General features: G+C 57.3%; 6 protein-coding genes, 2 tRNA genes and 3 rRNA genes. 7 read left to right on the top strand and 4 right to left on the bottom strand.

Annotated elements, in window-relative coordinates; genetic code table 11:
- Position 1: 1 nt before the first annotated feature.
- Positions 2–1,213 carry a site-specific integrase gene (locus L1O02_RS08265; protein ID WP_235759780.1) on the bottom strand — a complete coding sequence of 404 codons (1,212 nt, stop codon included), beginning with the start codon at positions 1,211–1,213 and terminating at the stop codon, positions 2–4.
- A 775-nt stretch (positions 1,214–1,988) separates the two neighbouring features.
- On the opposite strand from L1O02_RS08265, the gene L1O02_RS08270 reads away from it, so the two are divergent.
- The 5 genes from L1O02_RS08270 (at position 1,989) to rrf (ending at position 7,190) form a co-directional block, all read left to right on the top strand.
- Positions 1,989–3,527, top strand: a 16S ribosomal RNA gene (locus tag L1O02_RS08270).
- A gap of 123 nt (positions 3,528–3,650) precedes the next feature.
- Positions 3,651–3,727: transfer RNA gene (locus L1O02_RS08275), tRNA-Ile, on the top strand.
- Between the two features lie 10 nt (positions 3,728–3,737).
- Positions 3,738–3,813, top strand: a tRNA-Ala gene (locus tag L1O02_RS08280).
- A 221-nt stretch (positions 3,814–4,034) separates the two neighbouring features.
- Positions 4,035–6,926: ribosomal RNA gene (locus L1O02_RS08285) — 23S ribosomal RNA — on the top strand.
- Positions 6,927–7,074: 148 nt separating this feature from the next.
- Positions 7,075–7,190 (top strand): 5S ribosomal RNA (gene rrf / locus L1O02_RS08290).
- The 16S, 23S and 5S rRNA genes sit together here with 2 tRNA genes alongside, the layout of an rRNA operon.
- Before the next feature lie 547 nt (positions 7,191–7,737).
- Here rrf and L1O02_RS08295 read toward each other — a convergent pair.
- Genes L1O02_RS08295 through L1O02_RS08305 form a run of 3 tightly spaced genes read right to left on the bottom strand, consistent with a single transcriptional unit; the run spans position 7,738 to position 11,967 of the window.
- On the bottom strand, positions 7,738–8,397 hold the full coding sequence (locus tag L1O02_RS08295; protein WP_060844371.1) for a DUF1266 domain-containing protein: 660 nt from the start codon (positions 8,395–8,397) through the stop codon (positions 7,738–7,740).
- A 7-nt stretch (positions 8,398–8,404) separates the two neighbouring features.
- On the bottom strand, positions 8,405–9,646 hold the full coding sequence (locus L1O02_RS08300; protein ID WP_108546125.1) for a hypothetical protein: 1,242 nt from the start codon (positions 9,644–9,646) through the stop codon (positions 8,405–8,407).
- A complete protein-coding gene (locus L1O02_RS08305; RefSeq protein ID WP_108546124.1) occupies positions 9,637–11,967 on the bottom strand; it encodes a hypothetical protein in 2,331 nt (776 codons plus the stop codon). The genes L1O02_RS08300 and L1O02_RS08305 overlap by 10 nt, the downstream gene beginning before the upstream one ends.
- 523 nt (positions 11,968–12,490) lie before the next feature.
- On the opposite strand from L1O02_RS08305, the gene L1O02_RS08310 reads away from it, so the two are divergent.
- Together L1O02_RS08310 and L1O02_RS08315 are read left to right on the top strand one after the other, a co-directional pair.
- Entirely contained in the window at positions 12,491–14,095 is a 1,605-nt protein-coding gene (locus tag L1O02_RS08310; RefSeq protein ID WP_060840585.1) for a tetratricopeptide repeat-containing response regulator, read from the top strand.
- Positions 14,092–14,781 carry a HAMP domain-containing sensor histidine kinase gene (locus L1O02_RS08315; protein WP_235759781.1) on the top strand — a complete coding sequence of 230 codons (690 nt, stop codon included), beginning with the start codon at positions 14,092–14,094 and terminating at the stop codon, positions 14,779–14,781. Before L1O02_RS08310 ends, L1O02_RS08315 begins: the two co-directional genes overlap by 4 nt.
- Positions 14,782–15,085: the final 304 nt, after the last annotated feature.

A 15,085-nucleotide genomic window follows, 5' to 3' on the forward strand; every position in this document is an offset into this window, starting at 1 on the left:
GCTATATCAACTCGACTGCTGCGGCCTTTGTTCCAGGTGCCAAGTGGGCGTACCTCAGCGTCATCTTGATATCGGCGTGCCCCAGCAGGTCCCGGACCGTGTTGAGCGGTACGCCGGCCATAACCAAGCGTGACGCGAAGTCGTGGCGCATATCGTGCCAGCGAAACCCCTCGATTTTGGCTCTCTCCAGTAGCTTGAGCCAGGCGCTTTTAACGTCTTCCAGGCGGCCGCCTTCCTGGCTGGGAAACACATAGCGAGATTTGCCGGCCTGCTTCTTCCAGCCCTCCAGCACAGCGACCGTTTCCTTGTTCATCGGGATATGTCGCGTGTCGCTAGTTTTGGTGGTGGCGCCTGCGACGGTGATCGTCTTCGTTTGGAAGTTCACCGCTGACCATTTCAGGTCGAACAGTTCGCCGCGCCTCATGCCGGTATTTAGCGACACCAGAACCAAGGGCTTTAGGTGGTCGGTAAAAGGGATGTGTAGCAAGCTCGGCATCAAATCCTTGCCGCGGTCAGCTCGCCACTTGTTCGCACTCTCACGCTCAGCCCGTGTTTCTTCTTGGCGGGCGTCCAGTGCTTCTCGTAGGCGCTTTGTCTCATCGCCGTCCAGGTAGCGGACCAATCCCATCGAATCGACCTTGAGGGCTTTGAGTCGATCCATCGGGTGGGCGTCGATGTACTCCCATTCAACGGCTCTGCTGAAGACGCCACTGATGGAGCCCATTTTGCGATTGACCGTCGACGGCTTGTTGCCTGACTGCATCCATCCTGTACGGATCTGGTCCAGGTCGCGGCCGGTGATTGCGTCGAGGCGCTGTGACATGATCGCGTCGAAGTTGCAGCTCAGGGTGTGCAGGGTCTTCTCGTGGCCTTTGTGGTGAGTCTTGAACCACGGCATATAGGTGTCTTCGATGAACTCACGTAGCGAGGGTAGGGCGGTTCCTCTGCGCTTTTGGGTAACGGCAAGTGGTTCGCCAAGCGCTCGAGCCTCTGCGAGATACTGAGTTGCCTCGGTCCTGGCTTGGTCTAAGGTGAGAATGCCAACTCGCCCCAGTGTCTTCTTGCGGCCGCGGGCCCAGGACACAACGTACGATTTCGCGCCGGCCGCAGTCACCCGAACGAATAGGCCCGTGACGGTGGTGTCGTGAACCTCATATTCGCTGCCAGTGACCTGCAGCGAGGTAAGCAGTTTTGCCGTTAGCTTCTCTTTCAATTTGTTCCCATGGGTGCATGGTGGGTGCAAAAAGAACTATACGGCGTCGTTTTTACGGACACAACCGGACGCGAAGCCCAATAAACACTGGGTTTGGCCAAGTGGGCCGGCGCCTCTAATGACCCTCCTAAGGGGAAGGTTGGCAGTTCGAACCTGCCCTGGGACACCATCTTTCTCCAAGATTCCCTCCTTCTTATAGTCGCCACCTGTATCAAGGTCGGTCGTGGCTTTTTGTTTGGCCAAACTCCTGCTTCTCTTCTTTGAAACCTGATGCCTTCGGTGTGTGCGTTGATCTCTGGACGTCAACGTCATTGTTCGGTTGCTGCTGTAATGGCCTGGTTTCATTGCTGGAGTGCTGCGTCGCTCGTGAAGGTTATGGCAGCGTGCTTTCGCCTTGTTAACGATTCGATCGTCTCGGTCGAAAGCGGTTAAAAAGAGGTGTTGACAGCAGCGTGTAACGCTGTAGAATTCGCCTCCCGCTAACGAGAGATCGAAAGCGCAAGTGGTTGAAGTTGTTGAGGAAATCTTCAAAAACTTCTAAAAAAACCGCTTGACAGCAAATGAGGCTGCTGTAGAATGCGCGCCTCGGTTGAGACGAAAGGTCTTAACCAACCGCTCTTTAACAACTGAATCAAGCAATTCGTGTGGGTGCTTGTGGGGTCAGACTGATAGTCAAAAAGATTATCAGCATCACAAGTTACTCCGCGAGAAATCAAAGATGTAACCAACGATTGCTGAGCCAAGTTTAGGGTTTTCTCAAAACCCAAAGATGTTTGAACTGAAGAGTTTGATCATGGCTCAGATTGAACGCTGGCGGCAGGCCTAACACATGCAAGTCGAGCGGCAGCACGGGTACTTGTACCTGGTGGCGAGCGGCGGACGGGTGAGTAATGCCTAGGAATCTGCCTGGTAGTGGGGGATAACGTCCGGAAACGGGCGCTAATACCGCATACGTCCTACGGGAGAAAGTGGGGGATCTTCGGACCTCACGCTATCAGATGAGCCTAGGTCGGATTAGCTAGTTGGTGAGGTAATGGCTCACCAAGGCTACGATCCGTAACTGGTCTGAGAGGATGATCAGTCACACTGGAACTGAGACACGGTCCAGACTCCTACGGGAGGCAGCAGTGGGGAATATTGGACAATGGGCGAAAGCCTGATCCAGCCATGCCGCGTGTGTGAAGAAGGTCTTCGGATTGTAAAGCACTTTAAGTTGGGAGGAAGGGTACTTACCTAATACGTGAGTATTTTGACGTTACCGACAGAATAAGCACCGGCTAACTCTGTGCCAGCAGCCGCGGTAATACAGAGGGTGCAAGCGTTAATCGGAATTACTGGGCGTAAAGCGCGCGTAGGTGGTTTGTTAAGTTGGATGTGAAAGCCCCGGGCTCAACCTGGGAACTGCATCCAAAACTGGCAAGCTAGAGTATGGTAGAGGGTGGTGGAATTTCCTGTGTAGCGGTGAAATGCGTAGATATAGGAAGGAACACCAGTGGCGAAGGCGACCACCTGGACTGATACTGACACTGAGGTGCGAAAGCGTGGGGAGCAAACAGGATTAGATACCCTGGTAGTCCACGCCGTAAACGATGTCAACTAGCCGTTGGGAGCCTTGAGCTCTTAGTGGCGCAGCTAACGCATTAAGTTGACCGCCTGGGGAGTACGGCCGCAAGGTTAAAACTCAAATGAATTGACGGGGGCCCGCACAAGCGGTGGAGCATGTGGTTTAATTCGAAGCAACGCGAAGAACCTTACCAGGCCTTGACATCCAATGAACTTTCCAGAGATGGATTGGTGCCTTCGGGAACATTGAGACAGGTGCTGCATGGCTGTCGTCAGCTCGTGTCGTGAGATGTTGGGTTAAGTCCCGTAACGAGCGCAACCCTTGTCCTTAGTTACCAGCACGTTATGGTGGGCACTCTAAGGAGACTGCCGGTGACAAACCGGAGGAAGGTGGGGATGACGTCAAGTCATCATGGCCCTTACGGCCTGGGCTACACACGTGCTACAATGGTCGGTACAAAGGGTTGCCAAGCCGCGAGGTGGAGCTAATCCCATAAAACCGATCGTAGTCCGGATCGCAGTCTGCAACTCGACTGCGTGAAGTCGGAATCGCTAGTAATCGCGAATCAGAATGTCGCGGTGAATACGTTCCCGGGCCTTGTACACACCGCCCGTCACACCATGGGAGTGGGTTGCACCAGAAGTAGCTAGTCTAACCTTCGGGGGGACGGTTACCACGGTGTGATTCATGACTGGGGTGAAGTCGTAACAAGGTAGCCGTAGGGGAACCTGCGGCTGGATCACCTCCTTAATCGACGACATCAGCTGCTTCATAAGCTCCCACACGAATTGCTTGATTCATTGAAGAAGACGATAGAAGCAGCTTTAAGCTCCAAGCTGATAGCTCCAAGCTAACAGTTACAAGCTCGAAATTGGGTCTGTAGCTCAGTTGGTTAGAGCGCACCCCTGATAAGGGTGAGGTCGGCAGTTCGAATCTGCCCAGACCCACCAATTTTGTTATGGGGCCATAGCTCAGCTGGGAGAGCGCCTGCCTTGCACGCAGGAGGTCAGCGGTTCGATCCCGCTTGGCTCCACCATAAACTGCTTCTGAAAGCTTAGAAATGAGCATTCACATTGAATGTTGATTTCTAGTCTTTTGATTAGATCGTTCTTTAAAAATTTGGGTATGTGATAGAAAGATAGACTGAACGTTACTTTCACTGGTAACGGATCAGGCTAAGGTAAAATTTGTGAGTTAAATTGCAAATTTTCGGCGAATGTCGTCTTCATAGTATAACCAGATTGCTTGGGGTTATATGGTCAAGTGAAGAAGCGCATACGGTGGATGCCTTGGCAGTCAGAGGCGATGAAAGACGTGGTAGCCTGCGATAAGCTTCGGGGAGTCGGCAAACAGACTTTGATCCGGAGATCTCTGAATGGGGGAACCCAGCCATCATAAGATGGTTATCTTGTACTGAATACATAGGTGCAAGAGGCGAACCAGGGGAACTGAAACATCTAAGTACCCTGAGGAAAAGAAATCAACCGAGATTCCCTTAGTAGTGGCGAGCGAACGGGGACTAGCCCTTAAGTGGCTTTGAGATTAGCGGAACGCTCTGGAAAGTGCGGCCATAGTGGGTGATAGCCCTGTACGCGAAAATCTCTTAGTCATGAAATCGAGTAGGACGGGGCACGAGAAACCTTGTCTGAATATGGGGGGACCATCCTCCAAGGCTAAATACTACTGACTGACCGATAGTGAACTAGTACCGTGAGGGAAAGGCGAAAAGAACCCCGGAGAGGGGAGTGAAATAGATCCTGAAACCGTATGCGTACAAGCAGTGGGAGCAGACTTTGTTCTGTGACTGCGTACCTTTTGTATAATGGGTCAGCGACTTATTTTCAGTGGCGAGCTTAACCGAATAGGGGAGGCGTAGCGAAAGCGAGTCTTAATAGGGCGTCTAGTCGCTGGGAATAGACCCGAAACCGGGCGATCTATCCATGGGCAGGTTGAAGGTTAGGTAACACTGACTGGAGGACCGAACCGACTACCGTTGAAAAGTTAGCGGATGACCTGTGGATCGGAGTGAAAGGCTAATCAAGCTCGGAGATAGCTGGTTCTCCTCGAAAGCTATTTAGGTAGCGCCTCATGTATCACTGTAGGGGGTAGAGCACTGTTTCGGCTAGGGGGTCATCCCGACTTACCAAACCGATGCAAACTCCGAATACCTACAAGTGCCGAGCATGGGAGACACACGGCGGGTGCTAACGTCCGTCGTGAAAAGGGAAACAACCCAGACCGTCAGCTAAGGTCCCAAAGTTATGGTTAAGTGGGAAACGATGTGGGAAGGCTTAGACAGCTAGGAGGTTGGCTTAGAAGCAGCCACCCTTTAAAGAAAGCGTAATAGCTCACTAGTCGAGTCGGCCTGCGCGGAAGATGTAACGGGGCTCAAACCATACACCGAAGCTACGGGTATCACGTAAGTGATGCGGTAGAGGAGCGTTCTGTAAGCCTGTGAAGGTGAGTTGAGAAGCTTGCTGGAGGTATCAGAAGTGCGAATGCTGACATGAGTAACGACAATGGGTGTGAAAAACACCCACGCCGAAAGACCAAGGTTTCCTGCGCAACGTTAATCGACGCAGGGTTAGTCGGTCCCTAAGGCGAGGCTGAAAAGCGTAGTCGATGGAAAACAGGTTAATATTCCTGTACTTCTAGTTATTGCGATGGAGGGACGGAGAAGGCTAGGCCAGCTTGGCGTTGGTTGTCCAAGTTTAAGGTGGTAGGCTGGAATCTTAGGTAAATCCGGGGTTCTAAGGCCGAGAGCTGATGACGAGTTACCTTTTAGGTGACGAAGTGGTTGATGCCATGCTTCCAAGAAAAGCTTCTAAGCTTCAGATAACTAGGAACCGTACCCCAAACCGACACAGGTGGTTGGGTAGAGAATACCAAGGCGCTTGAGAGAACTCGGGTGAAGGAACTAGGCAAAATGGCACCGTAACTTCGGGAGAAGGTGCGCCGGTGAGGGTGAAGGACTTGCTCCGTAAGCTCATGCCGGTCGAAGATACCAGGCCGCTGCGACTGTTTATTAAAAACACAGCACTCTGCAAACACGAAAGTGGACGTATAGGGTGTGACGCCTGCCCGGTGCCGGAAGGTTAATTGATGGGGTTAGCTAACGCGAAGCTCTTGATCGAAGCCCCGGTAAACGGCGGCCGTAACTATAACGGTCCTAAGGTAGCGAAATTCCTTGTCGGGTAAGTTCCGACCTGCACGAATGGCGTAACGATGGCGGCGCTGTCTCCACCCGAGACTCAGTGAAATTGAAATCGCTGTGAAGATGCAGTGTATCCGCGGCTAGACGGAAAGACCCCGTGAACCTTTACTATAGCTTTGCACTGGACTTTGAATTTGCTTGTGTAGGATAGGTGGGAGGCTTTGAAGCGTGAACGCCAGTTTGCGTGGAGCCATCCTTGAAATACCACCCTGGCAACTTTGAGGTTCTAACTCAGGTCCGTTATCCGGATCGAGGACAGTGTATGGTGGGTAGTTTGACTGGGGCGGTCTCCTCCTAAAGAGTAACGGAGGAGTACGAAGGTGCGCTCAGACCGGTCGGAAATCGGTCGTAGAGTATAAAGGCAAAAGCGCGCTTGACTGCGAGACAGACACGTCGAGCAGGTACGAAAGTAGGTCTTAGTGATCCGGTGGTTCTGTATGGAAGGGCCATCGCTCAACGGATAAAAGGTACTCCGGGGATAACAGGCTGATACCGCCCAAGAGTTCATATCGACGGCGGTGTTTGGCACCTCGATGTCGGCTCATCACATCCTGGGGCTGAAGCCGGTCCCAAGGGTATGGCTGTTCGCCATTTAAAGTGGTACGCGAGCTGGGTTTAGAACGTCGTGAGACAGTTCGGTCCCTATCTGCCGTGGACGTTTGAGATTTGAGAGGGGCTGCTCCTAGTACGAGAGGACCGGAGTGGACGAACCTCTGGTGTTCCGGTTGTCACGCCAGTGGCATTGCCGGGTAGCTATGTTCGGAAAAGATAACCGCTGAAAGCATCTAAGCGGGAAACTTGCCTCAAGATGAGATCTCACTGGGATCTTGAATCCCCTAAAGGGCCGTCGAAGACTACGACGTTGATAGGTTGGGTGTGTAAGCGCTGTGAGGCGTTGAGCTAACCAATACTAATTGCCCGTGAGGCTTGACCATATAACACCCAAGCAATTTGCTTAAGAAGCGAGTTGCGGTGTGTGAAGACGAAACGAACCGAAAGTTTGCACCGCTCACAAAGCACACAAACCTATTACATACCCATTCGCTGGCACGTTGCACAAGCAACGGACTGGCTACCGAATTTCTTGACGACCATAGAGCGTTGGAACCACCTGATCCCATCCCGAACTCAGAAGTGAAACGATGCATCGCCGATGGTAGTGTGGGGTTTCCCCATGTGAGAGTAGGTCATCGTCAAGATTAAATTCCGAAACCCCAATTGCGAAAGCAGTTGGGGTTTTGTTTTTGCGCTGCAGAAAAGCTGCGCTGCTGTGGCCGGCCATGACCGCTCGGCTGCGGCTGCCAGCACCCCGCGACAGTGCCGGGGTTGCGGCCTACCCCCGCTGGAGCGGGCTCTACCGCCATTGGCTTGAAAGGGGGGGACGGTCGACTGAGTGCACTAGAGCCGCTGTTCTCGCTCTCTCCGATCAGGCCCTGTAGCAGGGGACTGCCTCCCAGCACCCACTCATGGAGTCACCTGGGATTGTTCAGGTCGCGGTGATCGGTGTTGCTGATACTCGGCTGGGAGAAGAGGGGGATGCTCTATGTAATGCTGCTCCCCGGAACCAGCTTGGCGGCTGATGCGCTGAGCGGATGGTTCCGCCAGTACATGACCCATTACAGGGTTCCCAGCAGCAGCGTGAAGTTCGTCCTCGACTCCCCTGCCAATATGACGGGCAGGGGTCTCATCAGGCCGATGAGGCCATTCAATGGTACGGGGACAGGACACTTCCCCACTTGTGTGATTTCAATCCGCCACTGGCGAGAACGCCGGCAACCCCTGCCAGGCAACCCCAGCCCACATGCCGCTGCCCGGCGTCAGCAGGCGGCCAAGGCTTGCTTCGTTGAACGCCTGCCCCAGTGAGTCGGCCCTGAATGCCGCTACCCACTGACTGCGTCCGAGCATGAAGGCTTTACCGAAGTCTTCCCAGTCGCTGAAGCAGTCCTGGGCTCGCTGTGCGTTGAGGAGCAGGATCCGCCAGCCGCTCTCGGTTTCGATCCAGCCCATCAGCATTGCGCAACGGACGAAGAAGGCGCAGCGCACGCAGGCAAAGGCCATGGCCGCTCGCGGGTCGTCGCTGGCGTTCAGGCCGTGCAGGTCAATCCGAAACCACTGGCGTTCCAGAGTGCTGTTCAAATGCTCACGGACTTCGTCATCTGTGGCATTGCTGCGAAAGCCGATCTGATGCAGCAGTGGGGCCCTGAGAGTAGTTTTCGCCTGATCCATGAAGTGGGTGGTATCGGGATCGAAGAAGCCCGTCATCCCGGTGGCGTCGACCATGGGTTGCGCCAGCGTCAACGCCCAGCGTTTGCGCGGGGTGAATACCACCAGCGAGGTAGGCGATTGGCGGCGGTAGTAGCGCCATACCAGCCAGGCGCCGAAGGCTACTGCTATTACTGTCATCATTTGCGGTTCACCGATTCCTGGCCTGCCAGGCCGCTATTTCCTCCTCCTGGAGTGGGGACATATCTGTCCATGTCACCCCTTCGGTCCGGTATGACGGGGCGTCGGCGTGGGGTTGTGGCCAGGGACTTTTCTTGAAGATATGCCGGGTGGCGTACTTCACCGACGGCGCCCTGGGAGCCACCTCCAGCAGCAGGTCGGACTGACGGGCCGCCACCAGCCACTCGACCATGGCCGAAGGAGCATCCAGCCGGTAAAACAGTTGCGGGTAGCGCGCCACCAGGCGCGTCTGGGTCTGGGCGTCGCTGACTTCCTCAATGCGCAGCCAGCCGGCTTCGGTGCGCACGATGCCGATGGCAATGCAGTCGGCCGGGGTCTGCAGGTCGGTATCCAGGGTATTGAGGAACCGCAGCAGGTCCTGAAAGTAGCGTTCGATAGGGGGACGGTTCTGCTTGCCTTTGACTTGCTCCACGGTCAATGCGCCATCCTCCTGGATGATCAGGCTGACGGTGATGTGGGGCTGGCCTTGGGCATCACGCAGGCTGAACACGCGCATGCTCTGTTGTTCCACGGCTTCGGCATAACGCTCGCCGTAGCCGCCGGTCAAGGCTCGGCGGTTGGCAAACTGCCCCAGGCAGTGGCGCATCACGTAGCTTTCGAAGGCCATTTCTGCTCGCAGCAACGGGCTTTGCGGGCGCAGCTCGACCCAGTTGTGATCGGCGCAGGCCAGGGTCAGATCCAGGGCGTCAGCCGAGCTTTGACGCCAGCCCTGCTCAACACGGGCTGCCATCTGTGCATGCTCTTTTTCCCACAGCGCCAGGGCCTGGGGGCAGGTGATGCGATCGAGCTTGCCCTCCAGTGCCGTGCCTTTGCGCGACGTCAGGAACTCCACGAGCACAGCCTCATGCTGCAGCAACTGTGGTTCCAGTGGGTCGATCCAAACCAAGGGCGCCACTGCGTTTGGTCTTTCTTCGCTCAGGGCTTTGGCCGCGGCCTTGAAGTGCCCGGCTACCCAGGCGGGCAAGGTGTCGCTGCCCAGGGCGCTAGCGGCTTCCTCCAGGCTGAAAATGGCGCGCGCCGGCTCAAAGTTACCGACCAGATGCCGGTAGAAGTGATTGAGCAGCCAGCTCTGCACCGGCCCTTCATCGCCCCGGCCCTGACTGCGTTGAGCGATGCCGGCCTTGAGCTGGTCGGCATTGAGCAGATTGCGCGGGGCATAGCTGGAGGTGCGTGGGTCGGTGCCTATTTCCATATCTGCCACCAGCTTTTCTTGGCGACTGTTTGCGCCGGTGCCTGGAGCTGCGCCAGGAGCTGTTCGGTGCGGGCCCGGCACTTGATGTCGTAGTCATCTTCGTCATTGCACAGGGCCAGGGTGCGTGTGCAGTAGTCGATGGCTTCGGCGGTGCGTCCCCGGGCGTGGTGGAAGTCTACCGAGGAGGACATCACCGAGACTTCGTTCATGGCCAGGACCAGTGGTTCATAGCGCTGCCAGAGGCTGTCGGCATTATCCGGGTGGGCATGGGCCAGATAGCGCGCCAACTTGACTCGGGCGAACAGGGCTGAGCTGTCCAGTTGCTGGTCGCTGACGCCTTGTTCTTCCTGCCATTTGAGCAGGCGTTCGAGCCAGATAAGGATTTCGCTGTCGCGATCCAGCGAGTACAGGGCGTAGGCCACCGAAGCGATGTAGTCGTTTGGATCGTGGCGGCTGTAGCCGAATTCCGCCGAGTAGTGCCACAGCTGTTCTGCGGCTTCGACGATGCCGGGCTTGTCGTCCATGCGAATGCGCGCGCTGAGCAGGCCGTTGTAGTGTTCCGCGAACGAGCTGGCAGCGATGCCTCGCAGGTGCAGGTCAATCGCCTCCTCGTTGCGGTTCTGTTCGTTGTAGTAGCGATAGTTGATCGCCAGATTGTTGCAGAGCATGGAATACAGGTGGGCACAGGCGTCAAACGGGTGACCGCTGCCGCTGGCGAAGTAGCGTTCCATATGGGCCTGGCCCTGCTCGTAGGCATCTCTCTGTGCCTCGCGCAGCAACCAATAGGCCTGGTCGCGGGCTTCTTTGGGCAGTTTGTCGGCCTCGGCTTCCACCAGATCGTCGATGAACGCCGCGTAGTTGTAGCCATACATGCCGCTGGCCAGGATCGGCTTGGGTTGCTTCAGGGCCTCGATCACCCCCAAGTTCTTGACCTGCGCCGCAAACAGCGAAAAGGCGCTGCGGTTGTCCTGCATCCGTCCGGCCTGGATGGCCGCCTGCAGTTGGCTGGCCTCGCTAGCAGCATCGATCAGGCCGCGTTCAGCGTCATGCACGGCGGCCAGGCGCCGGATCCACGGGTGCTCGGGGGCGCGGCGCAGGGCTTCGGCCCGTGCTGCGGCAAACAGTGGATCAAGCAACTGCGGATCTTCCATGGCTGCATGCAGCGCCGCGAGCAGCGCGGAGGCGCCCGCCTCGTTGGCATCGAGCTCTGGCAGTGCCGAGAGAAAGCTCTGCAGGACCTCTTCATTGATGCAAGCGCGCATCACACAGATTGGCCACCAGGGGTTGTGATCCTCGGGGTCCTGCAAGCGGTTGAGGATCAGGCGGGCGGTGGCCGGCCACATTTCGGTTTGTCGCTCGTAGACATCGATGAAGGCGCGATGCCCAGCTTCCTCGATGCGTCCGGCTTCCATCAGCCAAGGCAGTTCATATTCGATGAAGTTGCTACCGCCGTCGGAGTCCAGGCTCAGGGCGGCGGCGTTACAGATCTTCAGGGCTCCGGCCAGGTCACCCTGGGCGTGCAGGGCGCGGGCGGCCAGGCGTGCGGTGCGCACCTCCCACTCGCGGCGCCTTGGCAGGGAGAGGTGGGCGGTCAGTTGGGCGATGGGTTGCTCGAACAGCGCCAGGCGCAAGGGGATGATCTCGATCAGCGCATTGCCCAGCCACAGCCAGTCGCCTTCGTCGATGTCCTGATCAGGCCCGGCGCTGCGCAGCGCATTGATCGCTTCCAGGGCGGCGCTGCGGGCGTCTTCATCACGCTCGTGATAGGCCAGGACGCGGGCGCGGCGCTGATACTGATCGGCGGCATCCCAGGCTCGCAGTGCCACGCGGGCAGGGTTGCTCAGAGTCAGGGCGTAGCGCACTTCGATGGTTTTTACTGCGACTTCGAGGCGGCCGCCCTCCAGTTCGTCGAAGATCCGGAAGCGACGGTAATGCTCGACATTGAAGTCCAGCGTTTGCGTGGCCATCTGGTTGAGCTGTTCGAGGACCTCGAGCAGGGTCGCGTCGTCATCCAGATAGCTGGCGACCCGCAGGCGCAGGATGGCCAGGTTCATCAGCAGTTCGGCGCGCGCCGGCTCGGGCGAGGCCTGCAGCAGGGCGTTGCCATCGTTCTCGATCACCGCCCGGGCCGCCGCTGAGTCGCCGGCCTGCATCCACAGGGTGTGCAGGCGGTCGATGGACGCCAGAGAGTCGGCCCGCAGGGGCTGTGCCTGCAGTTGGGCCAGCCAGGTATTGCCTTCCTGCTCCTGCTGTTGCGCCTCAAGGCGGTCCATGAACTGTTCCAGTTCGATGCCGGTTATCACGCTGCTGTCATGCGCCATCGTTAACTCCATTTGATAATGACCTGCGCATCCGGTGATGCACTGCCTGGCGGACCGGCATTGCCTCGTCGTGGGTACCGTCTTCGGGTGTCATGCCGATCCTTCGACACCCGGGTAGCAAGCCGGTGGCGCCTGCTACTGATAGACCCCCTGGCTCCGGCCGACCCTGCGCGCAGTGTCGGTATTCCAGGCCAAAAATGATCGAGGCTTCAAGGCGCAGCACGCTATCAGGTGATGTTTCGGAATCCAAGGTTTGCCCATGCAGCAACGCTGTTTTTCTGCGCAGGGCCGTCTAGGCTGGCAGCTGTTAAATCCTCTCGGGCCTCTATAAGGGATTGGCAAGTCCGGCCGATAACTTCAGTGGACAATTGTGTTCCCAAGCGGCGACCTGCATCACAGGTCGACTTGAAAGTGCTTGATAGCCTGTGGCCAGCAGCTATTATCTGCGCGCCAAAAACAGGCTGCGAAGCCGGGCGGGTCTTGCTGTCCCTGGATTGATCTTCTTACTTGCCTGGAATCTTCGATGCTGGCGTACCACCAAAAGAGCTTTTTGATCGTCGATGATTTCTCGGACTTCCGCAGTTCGGTGCGTTCGATGTTGCGTGAGCTGGGCGTCAAGGACGTGGACACCGCCGATAGCGGCGAACAGGCCCTGCGTATGTGCGCGCAGAAGCGCTACGACTTCATTCTTCAGGATTACCACCTGGGCGACGGCAAGAAAAACGGCCAGCAGGTGCTGGAAGACTTGATGCTGGAAAAGCTCATCAGTCACGAGAGCGTGTTTCTCATGGTGACTGCCGAGAGCAGCCAGGCAATGGTGCTCAGTGCCCTGGAGCACGAACCCGATGCCTACCTGACCAAGCCGTTCAACCGTTCCGGCCTTGCCCAGCGCCTGGAGCGTCTGCAGCAGCGCAAGACCCTGCTCAAACCCATTCTCCAGGCCCTGGACCGCGGCAAGCCGGTGGAGGTGCTCAACGCCTGCGTCGCCCTGTGCAAGCAAGACCCGCGTTACGCGCCCCTGTGCCTGCGCTATCGGGCCGATGCCTTGCGCGACATGCATCAAAACGAGGCCCTGGAGCGTCTGTACAACAGCATCCTGGCCGATCGGCCACTGCCTTGGGCCTACGTCGGCCTGGGCCGTTTGCTGTTCAAGCGTGGACAGATAGGTGAAGCCAAGGCGGTGTACGAAAAAGCCCTGAAGACATTCCCGATGATGCCGGGGCTGTACGACGGATTGGCCGATGTGCTGGTGGCCGAAGGTGATACCAAGCGCGCCCAGAGCGTGCTCGAAGAGGCCGTGCGCCTGTCGCCGCTGGCGGTGCGTCGTCAGGCGTTGCTGGGCAAGCTGGCCATGGCCAACGAAGACTTTGACAGTGCTTCCAGGGCCTATCGCCAAGCTGTATCCCAGGGCGCCCAGTCGCGCTTTAAGGACCCGGAAAGCAACCTGGGCCTGGCCCATGCCCTGATCAGCAAGGGCAGCGAAAAGGGCCTGGACACCCGCACCCGCCTGGAGATCAATCAGACCCTGAGTGCGGTAGCCAAGGAAAATCCCACCGACCCGGGGCTGCAGATTCGTGCGCGTTTGATGAAAGCCACCAGCCTGCTGCTCAATGATGCGGAAACCGCGGAGAAGCTCACCGAGCAGGCGCTGATGCGTCTGGACGGCATGGAGCAGTTCATGAGTCCGGAAGCAGCATTGCTGGTGGCCAAGCAGTTGCAGATGCTCGGGCAGGCCAGTGCCGGCGCGACGATGTTGAAGAACTGTGCGGAGATCTATGGCGACGATCCGAAGGTCATGCAGAACATCGCCAAGCTCACGGACGATCCGACTATTCTCAGTTCGTCCAATGCGGCGGCCGACATCAACCGCCAGGGCGTGCGCAGTTACAAGGCCGGCAACCTCAGCGAGGCTCGCGAGTTGTTCCGCAAGGCCCTGGCCATGCAGCCGAAGAACATCAGTATTGCCCTGAATATGGCGCAGTCGCTGTTGCACGGCACAGACCCGAATACAGACGCGGCACTCCTGGAAGAATGCCAGGCGTGCCTGAAAATGGTCGGCATGATGCCCGATACCGATGCGCGTTATCCGCGCTACCAGAAGCTGCGAAGCAAGGCGTTTGGTGAATGAACGAAGAGCAACAGGCGCTCGATTTTTCCACGGTGATCGCCTCCACCGTACACGACATGAAAAACTCCCTGGCCATGCTGATGCAGGCCCACGGTCAGTGGCAGGCTCGACTCTCCGAGGCGCAGCGCGCGCCCGAACAGGGCGTGATCGATTACCACTTCGCCCACCTCAACGGCATGCTGGTGCAGCTCCTGGGGCTGTACAAGCTGGGCGTCAATCAGTTGCCGTTGCAGCCGGCCTACCATGAGCTGGATGACTTCATCGAGGCGCAGTTGGTGAACCATCAGGATGTGTTCAAGAGTCGCGGCATCTCGGCCACTTATGAGGTCGATCCCTTGAGCCCCCTGGGCTTTTTCGATCGAGAACTGATCGCCTCGGTGCTGGCCAATTGCATCAACAACGCGCTGCGTTATGCCCGTCATGCCCTGTTGATCACGGTCAGTGACGAAGAGGGGCAGGTGGTGCTGTCCATCAACGACGACGGCGGCGGCTACCCGCAGGCGCTGATCGAGCGCCAGGACGATTATGTCCAGGGCATCAATCAGAGCAGCGGCAGTACCGGGCTGGGGCTGTATTTTGCCGGGCGCATCGCCCAGTTGCACCAGCGCAATGGTGTCTGCGGACACACCCGTATCAGCAACGGAGGCCCCTTGGGCGGCGGGCTGTTCAAGCTGTATCTGCCTTGAGCGTCTTGTCAGTCCGGGTGCGGAAGAGGTTCTGAAAGGCCAGGCCTGGCCGGTCAGCGCTTGTGGGGGCTCTCTTTCTTCTACAGGTTCGTGCTGGACCTGGCTTTATGGGTTGTTCGCCGGGAGCGGGTCCGCTCCCGGGATTTTATTCTTGCCTGCTTGAAATCCTGAACGGGTGATGCGTATTTTGTACGGGTCGCCGTTCGCGGCTCGTATAACAACAAGGATTGAGTCATGACAACCGATGGCCACAGTTCACTCGCCGAGCGATTGACGGGCATTGATGAGATTGAATGCGTCACCG

It is taken from the genome of Pseudomonas sp. BC42, from assembly GCF_021560055.1.
Taxonomy (GTDB): domain Bacteria; phylum Pseudomonadota; class Gammaproteobacteria; order Pseudomonadales; family Pseudomonadaceae; genus Aquipseudomonas.

Bases quoted from the DNA above. Each gene is read 5' to 3' on its own strand.
- L1O02_RS08315 (WP_235759781.1), top strand. From the start codon at position 14,092: ATGAACGAAGAGCAACAGGCGCTCGATTTTTCCACGGTGATCGCCTCC.
- L1O02_RS08300 (WP_108546125.1), bottom strand. From the start codon at position 9,646: ATGGAAATAGGCACCGACCCACGCACCTCCAGCTATGCCCCGCGCAAT.
- L1O02_RS08295 (WP_060844371.1), bottom strand. From the start codon at position 8,397: ATGATGACAGTAATAGCAGTAGCCTTCGGCGCCTGGCTGGTATGGCGC.
- L1O02_RS08305 (WP_108546124.1), bottom strand. From the start codon at position 11,967: ATGGCGCATGACAGCAGCGTGATAACCGGCATCGAACTGGAACAGTTC.
- L1O02_RS08310 (WP_060840585.1), top strand. From the start codon at position 12,491: ATGCTGGCGTACCACCAAAAGAGCTTTTTGATCGTCGATGATTTCTCG.